Origin of the sequence: Shewanella sp. 10N.286.45.A1, from assembly GCF_041470405.1 — a bacterium.
Lineage (GTDB): Bacteria > Pseudomonadota > Gammaproteobacteria > Enterobacterales > Shewanellaceae > Shewanella.
In genome coordinates, this window is the sequence record NZ_JBFRMK010000210.1 from 1 (window position 1) to 17987 (window position 17987).

Annotated in this window: 12 protein-coding genes; 8 read left to right on the top strand and 4 right to left on the bottom strand. The window is 43.9% G+C overall.

Annotated elements, in window-relative coordinates:
* Positions 1 to 41 precede the first annotated feature (41 nt).
* On the bottom strand, positions 42 to 569 hold the full coding sequence (locus AB4238_RS15425; RefSeq protein WP_372034227.1) for a hypothetical protein: 528 nt from the start codon (positions 567 to 569) through the stop codon (positions 42 to 44).
* 969 nt (positions 570 to 1538) lie between these two features.
* On the opposite strand from AB4238_RS15425, the gene AB4238_RS15430 reads away from it, so the two are divergent.
* Positions 1539 to 2528, top strand: coding sequence for a helix-turn-helix domain-containing protein (locus AB4238_RS15430; protein WP_372034228.1), 990 nt, complete (start codon positions 1539 to 1541; stop codon positions 2526 to 2528).
* A 111-nt stretch (positions 2529 to 2639) separates the two neighbouring features.
* Here the strand turns inward: AB4238_RS15430 and xseA are convergent, their stop codons facing one another.
* On the bottom strand, positions 2640 to 3977 hold the full coding sequence (gene xseA, locus AB4238_RS15435) for an exodeoxyribonuclease VII large subunit (protein WP_372034229.1): 1338 nt from the start codon (positions 3975 to 3977) through the stop codon (positions 2640 to 2642).
* Between the two features lie 120 nt (positions 3978 to 4097).
* On the opposite strand from xseA, the gene guaB reads away from it, so the two are divergent.
* The 3 genes from guaB to tadA all read left to right on the top strand — a co-directional run bounded on the left by guaB (position 4098) and on the right by tadA (position 7947).
* The gene (guaB, locus tag AB4238_RS15440) at positions 4098 to 5570 is read left to right on the top strand and encodes an IMP dehydrogenase (RefSeq protein WP_020911627.1); all 1473 of its coding nucleotides are present in this window, start codon (positions 4098 to 4100) and stop codon (positions 5568 to 5570) included.
* A 122-nt stretch (positions 5571 to 5692) separates the two neighbouring features.
* Positions 5693 to 7270, top strand: coding sequence for a glutamine-hydrolyzing GMP synthase (guaA, locus tag AB4238_RS15445; protein ID WP_372034230.1), 1578 nt, complete (start codon positions 5693 to 5695; stop codon positions 7268 to 7270).
* Positions 7271 to 7386: 116 nt separating this feature from the next.
* The gene (gene tadA, locus AB4238_RS15450; RefSeq protein WP_372034232.1) at positions 7387 to 7947 is read left to right on the top strand and encodes a tRNA adenosine(34) deaminase TadA; all 561 of its coding nucleotides are present in this window, start codon (positions 7387 to 7389) and stop codon (positions 7945 to 7947) included.
* 29 nt (positions 7948 to 7976) lie between these two features.
* Here tadA and AB4238_RS15455 read toward each other — a convergent pair whose 3' ends face one another.
* Positions 7977 to 8099 carry a hypothetical protein gene (locus AB4238_RS15455; protein ID WP_371995490.1) on the bottom strand — a complete coding sequence of 41 codons (123 nt, stop codon included), beginning with the start codon at positions 8097 to 8099 and terminating at the stop codon, positions 7977 to 7979.
* 83 nt (positions 8100 to 8182) lie between these two features.
* Positions 8183 to 9604, bottom strand: a complete 1422-nt coding sequence (mltF, locus tag AB4238_RS15460; RefSeq protein ID WP_372034235.1) for a membrane-bound lytic murein transglycosylase MltF — start codon at positions 9602 to 9604, stop codon at positions 8183 to 8185.
* Between the two features lie 292 nt (positions 9605 to 9896).
* On the opposite strand from mltF, the gene purL reads away from it, so the two are divergent.
* From purL to cydX, 4 genes are all read left to right on the top strand, one after another.
* On the top strand, positions 9897 to 13778 hold the full coding sequence (gene purL, locus AB4238_RS15465; RefSeq protein WP_372034237.1) for a phosphoribosylformylglycinamidine synthase: 3882 nt from the start codon (positions 9897 to 9899) through the stop codon (positions 13776 to 13778).
* 1213 nt (positions 13779 to 14991) lie between these two features.
* On the top strand, positions 14992 to 16548 hold the full coding sequence (locus tag AB4238_RS15470; RefSeq protein WP_372034233.1) for a cytochrome ubiquinol oxidase subunit I: 1557 nt from the start codon (positions 14992 to 14994) through the stop codon (positions 16546 to 16548).
* A 15-nt stretch (positions 16549 to 16563) separates the two neighbouring features.
* Positions 16564 to 17703: a cytochrome d ubiquinol oxidase subunit II gene (gene cydB / locus AB4238_RS15475; RefSeq protein WP_372034234.1), complete on the top strand. Its 1140-nt coding sequence runs from the start codon at positions 16564 to 16566 to the stop codon at positions 17701 to 17703.
* A gap of 14 nt (positions 17704 to 17717) precedes the next feature.
* Complete coding sequence (gene cydX / locus AB4238_RS15480) at positions 17718 to 17834, top strand: cytochrome bd-I oxidase subunit CydX (RefSeq protein ID WP_220737883.1); 117 nt, start codon at positions 17718 to 17720, stop codon at positions 17832 to 17834.
* The last annotated feature ends 153 nt before the right edge of the window (positions 17835 to 17987 follow it).

Genomic DNA, 17987 nt, shown 5'->3' on the forward strand with positions numbered 1-17987 from the left:
CGTCCATATATGGCTATGTATTTTCTTAGCTATGTATTTTCTTACCTGATCCGAGTTTTGTTAGGGCCCTTTACAATATAAGAATTTTGTAACTCTTGGTTCCACTTAGCAATAACTTCCTGAGATAAACTTGCTGATTTTTCCGCATAAGATAGACGATGCAAACCATCATTACCTTGGAACATTCGAGTTATTTCTGACTGTGCCTCTTGGCCTGCACAAGATGGAAAATTAATTATATAAGTTCGGCTAAAGTCAGTTTCCTTTAATATCTTATATTTAGTTCCCGAGCACTGTTCTTGTCTTTTCTTCAAAAAGTTATCTGAATACTCATGTATTGGCGTTTTTTCCTTTTCCAAAAACTCTATTGAAAATAATTTTGTCCAAGACTTAATATTTTCATCTTTTGGAACCCATTCTCTTATATAGCCGTTACCTGCTCCGAAATCTTTTTGATACCCAATGGTCCAAGGGGTAGGGTCAAGTTCTGTATATATTGCCTCTATTGGAGTGGATTTACATCCTGAAAGTAATAATGCAAATGAAAGTATATAAATTTTTGAGGTCATAACCGGTCCTTGTGGTAAACATAACATCTGTATACACGCCTTGCGCGTTTGTCAGGTTAGACTAGTCAGCGCGTGTATCAATAAGTAATTAATTTATTAACGTTTTTAACGAACACACTCAAAACCGCCGCGGGCAAAACGAGAATGGCGAGCTAACTTGCCTCGTATCTCCTGCAAACCGAGCAAGCATACTATTTAGTCAATTGAATTTACTCTGCTTTTTATTTTCACTCAATAGCAAACCGAGAACTGATTCGGAATAATTTTAATGATATTAGTAGGAAATCTAATAATGCTGCGTAAAAACACAGTTAACGGTTAACTTAGAAATTATCGCAAACAGAGTATTTTGTCTTTCAGTTGGTGAGAAAGGGTATTGCGAAGCGGACAATGCTAAATTCGAGGAAAGGTTGCCGCTGACTCACAATGAGGCAAAATTGAGTTACAAAACTCGTAGAGCACACCGATTCCCCATCGGAAGCATTAGGCTATTTCAAATAAGTACGAGGGAGACAACTTCGTCTGGGGCGCTGAGGGACAAACTCTTTTGAAATCACGAGCGGGGCGCAAGCGCTTTGCCCCTTGGCTCGGGCGTGGGCGAAGCGCCACGACTTTGATTTAGATTTGGTTTTGAATTCTAGGATAATAGCCATTAGTAATGGGAGCTTGCTTATTTTGAGGAAAAAGAAAGTTGCAGACTTTTTATAAGCCCACGCAGCAATACCCAAAATACCATTCACGAGTAACCAGGCATGCAAAATAATCGTGCAGGCAACCTTTCACTGTCTAAGTTAATACTTACTTGCGTGTCTCTACTAAAATCGCTAGCTTTGATGTTTAAACTGGAAATAAACCCCATTGCAACTAGGATGCAACCGCTGGTTGACACAATGTTAGCTGCAGTTGGTAGTGTGCAACTATCTGATTTAATAAGCTTACGGCTAAATAACAGAGCAAGGAAAGAATCTAATGATTTTAGCAGATAAGATAATCAGATTAAGGAAACAGTACGGCTGGTCGCAGGAAGAGTTAGCTGAAAAAATGAGTGTGTCAAGGCAGTCAGTCTCTAAGTGGGAAAGCGCAATTAGCATACCGGACTTAAACCGAATAATAACGCTGGCAGAGATTTTTGAGGTCTCAACTGATTTTCTACTGAAAGATGAAACCGAAGTCAGCGAGACTCTGGAAAGCGTGCATCAAACCTGTTCGATAAGCTTAGAGCAAGCCTTAGCCTATACAGATAAAAAGGTAGCAATGTCAGACATTATTACCAAAGGAGTGGTGCTTTGTGTGTGTTCTGTTGTACCGCTGTTTTTCTTTTTGGCGATGGCAGAGACCAATCGCTTAGGAATGACGGGGGATATAGCTGCGGTGATGGGGGTTATCTCAATACTCATCATGGTGTCTATTGCTGTAAGTTTTTTTATTAAAGTTAATCAATATGAAGCAGATTTTGCTGTAATCGATAGCCAGCCTTTTGAGCTGGCTTATGGCGTTCATGGCGTAATTAGCGAGAAATTACAAAAATACAGAGCTACCTACAATCTCAGGTTGTCTATCGCAATATTCTTGTTTATTTTCAGCTTTGTACCCTTGATGACAATCAGTATGTTCTTTAATGGTTCCGCTATCGTTTTAATCATGCTAATTGTGATGATGTTTATGATTGCAGCAGGTATTTATATCATTTCATCTGTTAGCGCTAAATACATGGCTTACACTAATATTTTAAAAGAGAGCGGTTTAAAAACTGAAAAAACTAGACGGGCTAAAAGAGCTGAAAAACTGGCTGCATTTTATTGGCCGCTATTGGTGGCAATATACCTTGGCTGGAGCCTATGGACGATGAACTGGAGCGTAACCTGGATAATCTGGCCTGTAGGTGCAGTATTTTTTATTGCCTTGGTTGGGCTAATGGAACTATTAGATAAAGATGATATGAATCGTGCAAATTACTAAGATATTTGGCTTTGTTGATAGCACTATCTAAGTCGCAGCCCCTCTGAGCTGAGGGGCTGGTAACGTTACAAGCTATCCAATTAAACTATCAAACTAAGCTATCCAACCAAACTATCCAACCTCAGTGACTGTTGATGTCAGCACTCCATCTCGCAAACGTGTGGTGAGTGTATCGCCTACAGAGGTATCATCAGCGCTTTGCAAGACCTTACCTTTACCGTTTAAAGTAATACTGTAACCGCGGCTCAATGTTGCCAGTGGACTAACTGTATCGAGCTGCTGCGCGCGATGCGCCACACGCTGCTCGCTCATGCTCAGTTTATCTGTCATGGATGTTTTGAGTTTTTCGGCTAAATAACTCAAGCGTTGGCTTTCTAGTGCCAGTCGATGTTGTGGTGACTGGTTATCGAGTCTATTGGCGAGTTGCTGCTGCCTTAACGTCATGCGGTGTAATTTGCTCTGTAGGGCTTTTTGCAGTCTAAGCTGCATCTCATCAAAGGTTTGCTCATAGGTTTGCAAACGTCGCAGCGGATCTTGCTTTTGCAGGCGATGTTCGCAGCCTTGCAGTTTATTTTGTTGCTTTAATTGGTAATGCTGCCAGCTTTGCTTTAAACGTGACAATATAGCATTTAGCTTTTGCGCTTTATTGTCGGCATCTTTCGATAATAATTCGGCTCCGGCTGATGGTGTCGGCGCGCGCAGATCAGCAACATAATCACTAATAGTGGTGTCAACTTCATGACCGACCGCAGACACCACCGGAATACCACTGTTATAAATTGTGTGCGCTAAGCCTTCGTCATTAAAGCTCCATAAATCCTCAAGAGAACCACCGCCGCGGGTCACCAACAGTACATCAACTTCTGCGCGGGTATTGGCTAAGTTTATCGCATTACAGATACTAGCGGCAGCGTCAGTGCCTTGTACTGGAGTTGGGTAGATGATGACTTCTATTGATGAGTCTCGGCGGGCGAGCACATGCAAGATATCGCGAATGGCGGCACCGGTGGGCGAGGTCACCACACCGATCCGCTGAATATTATCTGGTAGTGGACGTTTGGTATCAGTGGCAAACATGCCTTCGGCGGCAAGCTTCATTTTGAGCGCTTCATATTGCTGAGCAAGTAAACCATCACCGGCTGGCAACATAGATTCAATTAATAGCTGATAGTCACCTCTAGGCTCGTAAACGCTAATATTACCCTTAACCAGCACTTGTTGACCGTTAACCGGTCTGAAAGTGACAGCTTGGTTGCGGCCTTTAAACATGGCGCAACGGATCTGTGAGAAATTATCTTTTAGAGTCAGATACCAATGACCAGAACCGGGCGCGGCAAAGTTTGAGATTTCAGCATTTAGCCAAATTCGACCCAGTTGCCCCTCGAGAAGTTGTCTAACTTCTCCATTGAGTCGAGAGACGGTGTAAACGTTGTTTTTTGAGGTTTTCATTATTTTTTTACACACAAATGCTAATTAATGCCTATTTTCCATTTACCAACCCAGATATGCAAGGTATAATCTCGCCGCAATATTTCACCTCTAAATCCTACTCTCTTGGGGAGATGTTGCATGTTAAGATTAAAGAAAGAAGCGCTAACGTTTGATGATGTGTTGCTAGTTCCAGCGCACTCCACCGTCCTCCCAAATACTGCCGTTCTCAAAACACGTCTAACAAATACGATAGAACTGAACACGCCTATAGTGTCTGCTGCGATGGATACCGTCACAGAAGCACGCTTAGCAATTGCGATTGCGCAAGAAGGCGGTTTAGGATTTATCCATAAAAATATGACGATTGAGCAGCAGGCTGAAGAAGTTCGCAAAGTAAAAATTTACGAAGCGGGTATTGTTCAGCAGCCAGTGACTGTGACGCCGACCACCACGCTAGCCGATCTTAAAGTATTGACTGAAAAGAACGGTTTTGCTGGTTATCCTGTTGTTAATGAAGCCAATGAACTTGTCGGTATTATTACTGGCCGCGATGTGCGTTTTGTTACTGACTGGAGCCGTACTGTTGATCAGGTGATGACACCTAAAGATCGCCTTGTTACCGTTGCTGAAGGCACTAAGCTTGATGAAGTGCAAACACTGATGCATTCTCACCGCGTTGAGAAAGTATTGGTTGTTGATGACAACTTTAAGCTTAAAGGTCTTATTACCGTTAAAGATTTCCAAAAAGCTGAGCGTAAGCCTAATGCATGTAAAGACGAACTAGGTCGTTTACGTGTTGGTGCAGCGGTTGGTGCAGGCCCAGGTAATGAAGAGCGTGTTGACGCACTTGTGCTTGCTGGCGTTGATATCTTACTTATCGATTCATCTCATGGTCACTCTGAAGGCGTACTACAGCGCATTCGTGATACCCGTGCTAAATATCCTGAACTACAAATCGTTGGCGGCAACGTCGCGACTGCTGAAGGCGCACTTGCACTTGTTGAAGCGGGCGTTAATGCGGTTAAAGTGGGTATTGGCCCAGGTTCTATCTGTACCACTCGTATCGTTACTGGCGTAGGTGTTCCGCAAATTACCGCGGTATCTGATGCCGCTACAGCAGTTAAGCATCTTAACATTCCTGTTATCGCCGATGGTGGTATTCGTTTCTCTGGTGACTTAGCAAAAGCACTTGCTGCTGGTGCATCATGCATCATGGCAGGCTCTATGTTTGCTGGTACTGATGAAGCTCCTGGTGAAACTGAACTTTATAATGGCCGTGCTTATAAGTCATACCGTGGAATGGGCTCATTGGGCGCTATGACACAAACACAAGGTTCGTCTGATCGTTACTTCCAAAGTGATAACGCCGCAGACAAGCTAGTACCTGAAGGTATTGAAGGTCGCGTTGCTTACAAAGGTAAGCTTAAAGAGATCATTCATCAGCACATGGGCGGTTTACGTTCATGCATGGGCCTAACAGGTTGTGCCACCATTAAAGAACTTAATGAGAAAGCTGAGTTTGTTAAAATCACCGCTGCTGGCATGGGCGAGTCCCATGTTCACGATGTGAAAATTAGCAAAGAAGCGCCGAACTACAGTTCAGGTTCATAAAGTTTGCTAGGCGACCATGACGGTCGCCTTTTATTTAGCTGTGAACTGCTTTAGCGATTAATCGCTATATACGCAGACCTGCAAGATTTTAGTTAAACAGAAATATAAAGATAAGGTACCCCATGAGCAACATTCATGAGCATAAGATCCTAATCCTAGATTTTGGATCGCAATACACCCAATTGATTGCCCGCCGTATTCGTGAGATCGGTGTTTATTGTGAACTTTGGGCTTGGGATGTTTCCGAAGAGCAAATTCGTGGTTTTGCACCAAACGGTATTATTTTAGCCGGTGGTCCAGAAAGCGTGACTGCAGATAACTCTCCTCGCGCCCCTGAGTATGTATTTAACGCTGGCGTACCAGTACTCGGTATTTGCTACGGCATGCAGACGATGTCTGAACAGCTGGGTGGTAAAGTCATTCAAGGTGTTGGAGAAGGTGAGTTTGGTTACGCACAAGTAGAAGTACAAACTGAATCTGCACTATTTAAAGCGATTGAAGATGCGGTAAGCGAAACGGGTAAGCCTTTACTTGACGTTTGGATGAGCCATGGCGATAAAGTGTCGGAGATCCCTGAAGGTTTCGTTACTGTCGCTAACACTGAGACTTGTCCGTTTGCAGCAATGGCTAACGAAGACAAAAAATTCTATGGTGTTCAGTTCCATCCTGAGGTGACTCACACTCGCCAAGGCAAGCGCATGCTTGAGCATTTTGCGCTTGATATTTGTGGTTGTGATGCAAACTGGAAACCTTCTTCAATTATTGAAGACGCGGTAGAACGTTTAAAGAAACAGATTGGTGACGATGAAGTTATTCTTGGCCTATCTGGTGGTGTTGATTCATCTGTCGTTGCAATGCTGTTGCACCGTGCGATTGGTGACAAACTGACTTGTGTATTCGTTGATAACGGTCTGCTGCGTTTAAATGAAGCTCAACAAGTGATGGATATGTTTGGCGATCACTTCGGGCTCAACATTATCCACGTTGATGCCGAAAACCGTTTCCTTGATGCGATGGCTGGCGAAGCGGATCCAGAAGCTAAACGTAAGATCATTGGCCATGTCTTTGTTGAGATCTTTGACGAAGAGTCGAAGAAATGCCAAAACGCTAAATGGCTTGCGCAAGGCACTATCTACCCAGACGTGATTGAGTCTGCAGGTAGCGCAACAGGTAAAGCACACGTGATTAAATCACACCATAACGTTGGCGGTTTGCCAGATGATATGGAGCTGGGTCTGGTTGAGCCACTGCGTGAACTGTTTAAAGATGAAGTGCGTAAAATTGGTTTAGAGCTAGGTCTACCGTATGACATGCTTTACCGCCACCCATTCCCAGGACCAGGTCTTGGTGTGCGTGTGCTTGGCGAAGTTAAGAAGGAATACTGTGATTTACTGCGTTTAGCCGATGCCATTTTCATTGAAGAGCTACACAAAGCTGACCTGTATCATAAAGTGAGCCAAGCATTTACTGTGTTCTTACCGGTTCGTTCTGTGGGCGTAATGGGTGATGGCCGTAAATACGATTGGGTTGTCAGCTTACGTGCGGTAGAGACTATCGACTTTATGACTGCTCATTGGGCTCACCTGCCGTATGACTTCTTAGGTCGTGTATCTAATCGAATCATTAATGAAATTGACGGTATTTCGCGTGTTGTTTACGATATTTCAGGTAAGCCACCTGCAACTATCGAGTGGGAATAACCCATTTCAGCTAGCGAGCTATAATGGTTAATATAAAAGGTGCTTCGGCACCTTTTTTATTTTGCAGCACAATTGCTAGAATAGCGCCGATTTAATACATCTATCTGGAGAGTCGATTGCCAAGTCGCGACAACACACAACAAACTGCAGCACAGTTAGCACAAACCGAAGACGATAGCCGCTTTATGAAAATGGCGATGGAGATGGCGGCAAAAGCTGAAGAGAAAGGCGAAGTGCCTGTGGGCGCCGTTTTGGTCAAAGATGGTGAAGTAGTGAGCGCGGGTTTTAACTATAGCATTGGTTTACATGACCCAAGTGCACATGCTGAGATGCAGTGTATCCGCCAAGCAGGTCAATTGCTGGAAAATTACCGCCTATTAGATACCACTTTATATGTCACGTTAGAGCCATGTGCCATGTGTGCTGGTGCAATAGTTCACTCTAGAATTAGTCGATTGGTCTACGGTGCTAATGATGAGAAAACGGGGGCTGCCGGGACAGTGATTGATATTGTGCGCCACCCTGCGTTTAATCATCAGGTTGAGATTACTGCAGGGGTGAGAGAAGAAGCTTGTAGCGAGCAGCTCAGTGCTTTTTTCAGACGCCGCAGAAAAGAGAAAAAAGCTGCTAAAGCGTTGGCTAAGCAAGAAGCGCAGCTACCTGCTAATAAGCGTTAATACTGTGTTTTTATCGTGCTCGATGAGGGTTAATCTGACGGGCGAATAAAGACGAAGAACTGTTTTTGTCTATTGAGTGTTTTTAAATGGCGGGCTTTTAATTGTGTGCGGCGACGAGCCGCCATATTATTTACTGCTCTCTTTCTCATCATCTATCTCCTTTGTTTTTCTTCAGAGCAACTTACAGCAGTAAGATGAAATTAAAATGAATGGCATAAAATAAAATTTAGCCGCTCTACTGCGGTTGTGCTCCCTCCATCGTTTGATTGCTGTTGTCTGCTGTTTGGGTCTGCTCTTCTTTTAGCTCAATGAGCATATTTTGGTTATCAATCCACACTAGCGTATCGTAGTAACGGCGAATACTGTCAACATAGTGCACCGCTTCATTGCCGCGGGCATAGCCGTATCGCGTCTTTTTGTAATGTTTTCTTTTTTGTAACAGCGGTAATACTTCTTTAATATCCCGCCAAGCACTAGGGTTAAGCCCCATAGATTGCGCCAGTTTTCTTGCATCTTCAACATGACCAAAGCCGATATTGTAAGAGGCGAGGGCGAACCACATTCTTTGGCTTTCGGGAATCGATGCTGGCAGGCGCTCAAGCATACTGTTGAGGTACTTAGCTCCGCCTTGAATGCTCTGGTACGGATCGAGTCTATTCTTAATACCGACTTGTTTAGCAGTTGGCAGGGTTAGCATCATCAGTCCACGCACTCCGGTTGGAGAGCGGGCATTAGGGTTCCAGTGCGACTCTTGATAAGCGGTGGCAGCGAGTTTGCGCCAGTCGATATCCCCAGCATACTTTTCAAACGTTTCTTGGTACTTAGGTAGCTTATTATCGATAGCACGGATAAAAGCACGAGTATCGACATAGTCAAAACGTTTAACGTGGGCAAAGTATTTTTCATTTAAATGGGCAAGGGTACCGCGGCGCTTTTCTATGTGCCAAAAAGCGAGCAATTTACTCATTAATAGATCGCTATTGTTAGGCGGTAATAACCAAACCACTGGTTGTTTTTCTTTGAGAATTGGGCCTTCACGTAGTTCAGGCATAAAGCGCCTGTTAATATCTAAACTGGTTGAGTCGGCGATGGTATAACGCAGATCGCCACTGGCTATCATTGCCAGCAACTCTTCGGAGTCTTTATCTTTTTCCTGTTTCCACATTAGGTTTGGGTTCGACTTTTGTAGATCACTCAATGTGTCAACAAAGGAGGAGTCGGTAATAACAGTAATATCGCCTTCAAGGTTATTAATATCTTTTGGAAGCGGTGTACCTTGGCGATATACCAATACTTGGTTGACCCGATAGAGCGGAGGGCCAACTCTAAACTGCTCGCGTCTGGACGGAGTATCAGCCAGACCTGCTGCTAATATGTCTACTTTGCCTGATCTTAGTGCGTTGTATAGCTCGCTAATATTGGCAAACGGTTTCATTTTCAACTCAAGGTTGAGGTACTTGGCAAATTTAGAGGCCATCTCATAATCGTAACCAGATTCGCCCTGACCAGCACTAAAATAGATTTGTGGGCCAAATAAGGTGCCGACAACTAACTCTGTTTTCGGCTCAATGACGGCAACTTGCTTTTGTTCCACGACCACCTTCTGGCAGGCAGCCAGTAAGGTAATACAGCAGAAAATTAAGCAAAGATTTCTCATCATTGTTATTAGTTAGCGCCTAAATTATAAGGAAATTGTGCTTGATTATATCACAATATTAAAAGGTGTATGAAAACAGGTGTTTTGCATCAGTACTATTGATATTAGTATGACTCCAAATCGAAATTTTGCTTGAAATATCGACGTCATTTCTACAAAAAATAAGCTGCGCTTTTTTCTATACAGGAAACACTGTTTTGTATAGCGACTGCTAATGATTTGTGGCAAACATTTCCCTATAATAGCGCCAGATCTGACCCTGCAATTATAATTTATAAGGTGAAAAGACGTGATGGAGATCATCCGCGGAGCCCCTGCACTTTCGGCGTTTAGAGTACAGAAGCTGATGGAAGCTTGTGAGTCGGCAGCACTACCAGTGCGCCAAATCTATGCCGAGTTTATCCACTTAGCTGATTTGAGAGAGTCGCTAGAAGAAAATGAAAGTCAACAGCTTGAAAAAATCTTAACCTACGGCCCTGCTATTGAAGCACACCAGCCTGAAGGTCAGCTCCATTTTGTCACGCCCCGCCCCGGTACAATTTCTCCTTGGTCTTCTAAAGCAACCGATATCGCCCACAACTGTGGTCTCGATAAAGTCGTGCGCTTAGAGCGTGGTATTGCCTACTACGTCATTGCTGATGAGTTAACTGCTGCGCAAACCAAGTCGCTACTGGAACTATTACATGACCGCATGGTTGAAGTGGTTGTTAATGACTTCAATGCGGCCGATGTACTGTTTGCTCGCACTGAACCTGCAAAGTTTAAAAGCGTCGATATTCTAGGGCAAGGGCGCAGTGCGCTTGAGCAAGCGAATACCACCTTAGGGCTCGCACTTGCTGAAGATGAGATTGACTATTTAGTTGAGAACTTCAAGAAGCTAGAGCGTAACCCAAATGATGTTGAGTTAATGATGTTTGCTCAAGCAAACTCTGAGCATTGTCGTCATAAGATCTTTAACGCTGATTGGACAATCGATGGCGAGGTTCAGCCAAAGTCATTGTTCAAAATGATTAAGAACACTTTTGAAACCACCCCTGAAAACGTGCTTTCTGCTTACAAAGATAACGCCGCAGTAATGACAGGTTCTACTGCTGGTCGATTCTTCCCTAAGCAAGATGGTGTATATGGCTACCACACCGAGCCAATGCATATCTTGATGAAAGTAGAAACCCATAACCACCCAACTGCAATTAGCCCATATCCAGGTGCTGCAACGGGCAGTGGTGGCGAAATTCGTGATGAAGGTGCAACCGGTCGTGGTTCTAAGCCAAAAGCAGGTTTAACTGGTTTTAGCGTTTCAAACCTTAAAATTCCTGGCTTTGTTCAACCATGGGAAGCGGATTACGGTAAACCAGACCGCATCGTTACAGCACTGGATATTATGACTGAAGGCCCACTGGGTGGCGCTGCATTTAACAATGAGTTCGGTCGTCCAGCGCTTGTGGGTTACTTCCGTACTTACGAGCAGGAAGTGAATAGCCATAATGGTGTTGAGGTGCGTGGTTATCACAAACCTATTATGCTTGCCGGTGGTTTAGGTAACATTCGCGAAGAGCATGTTCAAAAAGGCGAGATCACTGTTGGTGCCAAATTGGTTGTACTTGGTGGCCCTGCAATGAATATCGGCCTTGGTGGCGGCGCGGCGTCTTCGATGACATCTGGCCAATCAAGCGAAGATTTAGATTTTGCTTCAGTACAGCGTGAAAACCCAGAGATGGAGCGTCGCTGTCAGGAAGTTATCGACCGTTGTTGGCAGATGGGTGACGCAAACCCAATCCAGTTTATCCACGATGTAGGTGCAGGCGGTTTGTCGAATGCTTTCCCTGAGTTAGTGGATGATGGCGGACGTGGCGGTAACTTTGAGCTGCGTAAAGTGCCTTCTGATGAGCCAGGTATGAGCCCATTAGAGATCTGGTGTAATGAATCGCAAGAGCGTTATGTGATGTCGATTGCGCCGGAAAATATTGAGCTATTTACTCAAATTTGTCAGCGTGAACGCGCACCATTTGCAGTGGTAGGTATCGCAACCGAAGAGCGTGAGTTAATCCTTAGCGATGAACACTTCGAAAACCACCCAATTGAGCTTCCGCTAGAAGTGCTATTAGGTAAAGCGCCTAAGATGAGTCGAGACGTTGTGAGTGCCAAAGCTAACTCAAACGCACTGGACCAAAGTGACATTGCAGTTAAAGAAGCGGCGCATCGCTTACTTCGCTTACCCACTATTGCTGAAAAGACCTTCCTTATTACTATTGGTGATAGAACCGTTACCGGCCTTGTTAACCGCGATCAGATGGTTGGTCCTTGGCAGGTACCTGTTGCGGATTGTGCGGTAACCGCTGCAAGTTACGATTCATATGTCGGTGAAGCGATGTCGATAGGTGAGCGTACACCGCTGGCACTACTCGATTTTGGCGCATCTGCACGTATGGCAGTTGCTGAGTCAATTTTAAATATCGCTGGTACTGATATCGGTTCATTCAAGCGTATTAAGCTTTCTGCTAACTGGATGTCGCCTGCAGGTCATCCTGGTGAAGATGCGGGTCTTTATGAAGCTGTTAAAGCGATTGGCGAAGAGCTTTGTCCTGATCTGTCGCTAACGATTCCAGTCGGTAAAGACTCTATGTCGATGAAGACGGCCTGGGAAGATAATGGCGTACAAAAAGCCGTGACTTCGCCAATGTCTCTAGTGATTACTGCCTTTGGTGTGGTGCAAGATGTTCGCAATACAGTAACGCCAGAACTGCGCACTGATAAAGGTGACACTGAGTTGTTGCTGCTTGACTTAGGTCTTGGCAAAAACCGTTTAGGCGGTTCTTGTTTAGCACAGGTATACAGTGAGCTGGGTGATATTGCCCCTGATCTTGATAACTCTGCTACGTTGAAAGGCTTCTTTGAAGTGATTCAGCCATTAGTGGCTGATAAGTCAATTATGGCTTACCACGATAGAAGTGACGGTGGCTTATATACCACGCTAGTTGAGATGGCGTTTGCCGGACACACGGGTCTAAATGTTGATTTGAGTGCGTTAACGGGCACTGATGTTGAGCGTTTATTTAACGAAGAGCTTGGTGCTGTTATCCAAGTTCGTCGTGAAGACTCTGTAGCCATTAGCGCGAAGTTTAATGCAGCAGGTGTAGCTTGTCATAAGGTTGCTGAGCTGACTGATACAGATCAAATTGCTATCTTTGATGGTGAGCGTGAAGTGTTAACGGAAACACGTACTTCATTGCGTACTATTTGGGCTGAAACTACGTACCGCATGCAGTCACTGCGTGACAACCCTGAGTGTGCTAAAGAGGAACATGCGCTTAAGCAAGACACTAATGACTTAGGTCTTACCGTTGATTTGAGCTTTGATCCAAGTGAAGACGTCGCTGCACCATTTATCTTAAAGGGTGCTGCACCTAAGATGGCTATTTTGCGTGAGCAAGGGGTTAACTCTCATATCGAAATGGCGGCAGCATTTGACCGTGCAGGCTTTGAGTCTAAAGATGTGCACATGAGTGATATTCTGAGTGGCCGGATCAGCTTAGAAGAGTTCCAAGGTCTAGTGGCTTGTGGTGGCTTCTCATACGGTGACGTACTGGGCGCGGGGGAAGGTTGGGCGAAGTCCATCTTGTTTAATGCGCGTGCGCGTGAGCAGTTTAGCCAGTTCTTTGAACGCGATGATAGCTTCTCGTTAGGTGTATGTAATGGTTGTCAGATGCTGTCTAATTTAAAAGACATCATTCCTGGTACTGATTTGTGGCCACACTTTGTACGTAACCGTTCTGAGCGTTTTGAAGCACGCTTTAGCTTGGTTGAAGTACAAAAGAGCCCATCGTTGTTCTTCCAAGGTATGGAAGGCTCGCGTATGCCGATTGCTGTTTCGCACGGCGAAGGGCGTGCTGAGTTTGCATCTCCTGAAGCATTAGCAGCGGCTGAAGCGTCAGGAACAGTTGCACTGCGTTATGTTGACGGAAATGGTCAAATAGCGACTCAGTACCCACAAAACCCTAACGGTTCACCAAATGCGATCACTGCATTGAGTTCGACCGATGGTCGTGTAACGATCATGATGCCGCACCCAGAGCGTGTATTTAGAACGGTTGCTAACTCATGGCACCCTGATTCATGGGGTGAAGATAGCCCATGGATGAGAATGTTCCGTAATGTTAGAAAATCAATTGGTTAATTAGTATTAGCGTATAAACGCGCTAGCATTAACGATGAAAAAGCCCCTAAATATTTAGGGGCTTTTTTTATGGCAAAAATCTGACTGGATAAAAGTAAGGATTAACAGGCGATTAGTGTAACTTTAGCGATTTATTTAATGCTAATTCAACGGGTTTTGTAGCGATAAGATTAAGTCGGCGGGTTAAGTTTAGTTATAGTAAGTTACTGATCGGAAACAGCTGAAAAGGAGATTGAGTAGGGCAGTTAATTTTTCCCATAAAAAAGCCCCCCTTATCGCTAAGGAGGGCCGCTTTGCGCTAACAAAACTTCAAGAATTAATCTTGCAAAGATAGCTTAGTTTAAAGCTCTCTTGAGGTATAAAGCTCAACGAAAACACGCTGGTAGCTGCTAACTAGACGCTCAAAAAATGTATTCATAATGGTAACTCCACGTTTAAGTATTGATGATAAGCGGAGTCAGTCTTTCCGGGCTACTTCACCGGGTTAACTTGACCGTCTCCTTAACTTGGTGCTCATTTTAGGTTAGCGCATCATTTATATCAAACGAGAAAAAATACTATCTAAGATTAGTTTTTATAATGCTTCGTTATTATTGGTTTTAATGTCACTCTAACGAGGTTATTTTAAGTGGTTGTATTTAGTCGTTATTATTGTTTAGCTCTACTTTTTTGTTGTTTTCTAGGGTTAAATAATATAACTCTTAATATGATAATAATTTGTTAAAGTTGGGTTTGGTGTTGGATTTTGCGGTAAAGCGCTAAAAACAAATCTATTCATATCTTTTAACGCTTCCCTATCATGAGTTTTATATGCTGTCAACGTTGGGGTGGGTGGATTTGTGTGCTCCCCCTCAAAATCCATGCAAAGCAAATGCATTGATTGATTTGAATCAATTTTGAATGGTATAAATTCACTACTGAAAACCCTCGTTATGCATTGCAAGTAACTGATATTACTTATTTGTTATCAAAAAACTTGTTTAGATGGGATGGTGGTCACAATAATTGGCTTTATTGCGATGTTACGCTGCAGGTTGTCAGTATTTTTGGCTTTAAATTACACAAATTATGAATTAAACAACGAAACGCAGCCAAGTGGGCCTTTTTGAAGAAGAGTGCCTAAGTGTCTGCATTAATATTCCTATATAGGCAGTTATGATTGTTGATGGGGATCTAACAATAATAATTGGACGCACCACCTAAGGAGTCACAAATGATTTTAGAAGAGGTTGTTGAGCTGTCGCGCTTTCAGTTTGCGATGACGGCCATGTATCACTTCCTATTTGTTCCCTTGACCTTGGGGTTAGCATTCTTGCTAGCCATTATGGAATCACTTTATGTGATGACCAATAAGCAAATCTATAAAGATATGACCAAGTTCTGGGGTAAGTTATTCGGTATCAACTTTGCACTAGGCGTAGCAACAGGTTTGGCGATGGAGTTCCAGTTCGGTACGAACTGGTCTTACTATTCGCATTACGTCGGTGACATTTTTGGTGCTCCGCTTGCGATTGAAGGCTTGATGGCTTTCTTCCTCGAATCGACATTAGTCGGTATGTTCTTCTTTGGTTGGGATCGCTTTAGCAAACGCCAACATCTTGCTGTAACTTGGTTAGTCGCGCTAGGCTCAAACATGTCAGCACTGTGGATCTTGGTTGCTAACGGTTGGATGCAAAACCCTGTTGGGTCGGTATTCAACTACGAAACCATGCGCATGGAGATGACTAGCTTTGCTGAAGTGATATTTAACCCTGTTGCGCAGGTGAAGTTCGTTCACACTGTTGCATCTGGTTATGTTGCTGGCGCAATGTTCGTGTTATCGATTAGTGCTTACTATATCTTGAAGAAGCGTGACCTGCCTTTTGCTCGTCGCTCATTTGCTATTGCAGCAAGCTTCGGTATGGCTTCTATCCTTTCTGTTATCGTATTGGGTGATGAGTCAGGCTATAAAGTGGGTGAAGTGCAACGTGTTAAACTCGCTGCAATTGAAGCTGAATGGCACACAGAGCCAGCACCAGCAGCATTTACCGCAGTAGGTTTCCCTAATCAGGAAACACAGCACACAGATTATGCCATTAAAATTCCTTACGCGATGGGGATCATTGCAACTCGTTCACTTGACGAGCAAGTTACTGGTATTAAAGATCTGATTGCTGATCACGAAGTTCGAATTCGTAACGGTATGGTGGCATACGGTTTACTTGAACAACTTCGAGCGGGCAATGAAACACCTGAAATTAGAGCCGCATTTGAAGAGTCAAAAGTGGATCTTGGTTATGGTCTCTTGCTGAAGCGTTATACCGATAAAGTGGTTGATGCAACGGATGAGCAAATTAAGGCCGCCGCTGATGACTCTATTCCAAACGTAGCACCTATGTTCTGGACATTCCGTGTCATGGTGGGTGCGGGTATGATTATGTTGTTAGTATTTGCTGCTGCATTCTGGCAAAGCACACGTCATCAAATCGAAGAGAAAAAGTGGGTACTAAAAGCTGCGCTTTACAGTCTACCTCTGCCGTGGATTGCCATTGAGTGTGGTTGGTTTGTCGCTGAATATGGCCGTCAACCGTGGACGATTTCTGAAGTATTACCGACCTTTATGTCAGCTTCTAGCTTGTCAGTTAATGACCTATTGTTCAGTATCATTTCGATTACCGCCTTCTATTCAATCTTACTCGTGATTGAGCTTTATCTAATGATTAAGTTTGCTCGCAAAGGGCCAAGTTGCTTGAAGACCGGTCGTTATCACTTTGAAAAGCTTGATGCCTAAACTGGAGATCTGATTATGTTTGATTATGAAATGTTAAGATTCATCTGGTGGGCACTGATTGGCGTGTTGTTCATCGGTTTTGCTGTCACTGACGGCTTTGATATGGGCGTTGGCGCGTTGTTACCTATTATCGGTAAAGACGATACTGACCGCCGTATCATGATTAACTCTATCGCCCCTCACTGGGACGGTAACCAAGTGTGGTTGATCACTGCTGGTGGCGCATTGTTCGCTGCATGGCCTATGGTCTACGGCGTGTCTTTCTCAGGTTTTTACGTCGCAATGATGTTAGTGCTATTTGCGTTGTTCCTAAGACCTGTAGGTTTTGACTACCGTTCTAAGATTGAAGATCCAAGATGGCGTAAGTCTTGGGACTGGGCGTTATTTGTAGGTGGTTTTGTACCACCGCTAATTATCGGTGTGGCTTTTGGTAACTTATTGCAAGGGGTGCCGTTTAACTTTGACGAATACTTACGTGCAACTTACCACGGTGGTTTCTTCGGTCTATTAAACCCATTTGGGATACTTGCTGGCTTAGTATGTGTAAGCATGTTTATGTTGCAAGGCTCTACTTGGTTACAAATGAAGACTGAAGGCGAGCTACGTGTTCGCGCTACTAAGATGTCGCAGTTGTTGTCAGTGTTGCTGTTTGTATTCTTTGGTGCCGCAGGCGTATGGCTAATCAATGGTATTGATGGTTATGTGATTACTTCTGCAATCGATACCGCTGGCATATCGGACCCAACATTGAAGACTGTTGCCGTAGAAGCCGGTGCATGGCTTGTAAACTACGATAAGTACCCGGTGACGATGTTGTTCCCTGTACTTGGACTATTAATGCCTATCTTGGTATTGCTATCAAGTCGTATGAATCGCTCTGGTTTTGCGTTCTTGTTTAGCTCTTTAGGCATTGCGGCTGTTATCTTAACGTGTGGCGCAGCAATGTTCCCATTCGTTATGCCATCGTCACTAGAGCCAAACGTGAGTTTGACTATGTGGGATGCTACGGCGAGTGAAGTATCACTAACGGTCATGACTTGGGCTGCAATCATCTTTGTACCGATTGTATTGAGCTATACAGTGTATACTTACTTGAAAATGTTTGGTCGCTTATCGCGTCAGTTCATTGAAAAGAATAAGACCTCACTTTACTAATAGGAGCCTAAATTATGTGGTATTTTGCTTGGATTTTAGGCGTATTGTTAGCCTGTTCTTTCGGTATTATTAATGCTCTTTGGTTAGAAAATACTGAAAATATGGACCGTGAAACTGAGACTGAAGATTAATATCTAACTCAATGACGCACAGTAAAAGCCCCGCAATTGCGGTAATGCCGTTCACTTAACGTGAACGGCTTTCTTTTTTATGGGATATCGGTCCTTTGAACACTTCAACACTCTAGGGTAACTACGCTCCCTTTTCCCCTCTAAAATAAACTG

Bases quoted from the DNA above. Each gene is read 5' to 3' on its own strand.
- AB4238_RS15425 (WP_372034227.1), bottom strand. From the start codon at position 569: ATGACCTCAAAAATTTATATACTTTCATTTGCATTATTACTTTCAGGA.
- AB4238_RS15430 (WP_372034228.1), top strand. From the start codon at position 1,539: ATGATTTTAGCAGATAAGATAATCAGATTAAGGAAACAGTACGGCTGG.
- xseA (WP_372034229.1), bottom strand. From the start codon at position 3,977: ATGAAAACCTCAAAAAACAACGTTTACACCGTCTCTCGACTCAATGGA.
- guaB (WP_020911627.1), top strand. From the start codon at position 4,098: ATGTTAAGATTAAAGAAAGAAGCGCTAACGTTTGATGATGTGTTGCTA.
- guaA (WP_372034230.1), top strand. From the start codon at position 5,693: ATGAGCAACATTCATGAGCATAAGATCCTAATCCTAGATTTTGGATCG.
- AB4238_RS15455 (WP_371995490.1), bottom strand. From the start codon at position 8,099: ATGATGAGAAAGAGAGCAGTAAATAATATGGCGGCTCGTCGCCGCACA.
- mltF (WP_372034235.1), bottom strand. From the start codon at position 9,604: ATGAGAAATCTTTGCTTAATTTTCTGCTGTATTACCTTACTGGCTGCC.
- purL (WP_372034237.1), top strand. From the start codon at position 9,897: ATGGAGATCATCCGCGGAGCCCCTGCACTTTCGGCGTTTAGAGTACAG.
- AB4238_RS15470 (WP_372034233.1), top strand. From the start codon at position 14,992: ATGATTTTAGAAGAGGTTGTTGAGCTGTCGCGCTTTCAGTTTGCGATG.
- cydB (WP_372034234.1), top strand. From the start codon at position 16,564: ATGTTTGATTATGAAATGTTAAGATTCATCTGGTGGGCACTGATTGGC.
- cydX (WP_220737883.1), top strand. From the start codon at position 17,718: ATGTGGTATTTTGCTTGGATTTTAGGCGTATTGTTAGCCTGTTCTTTC.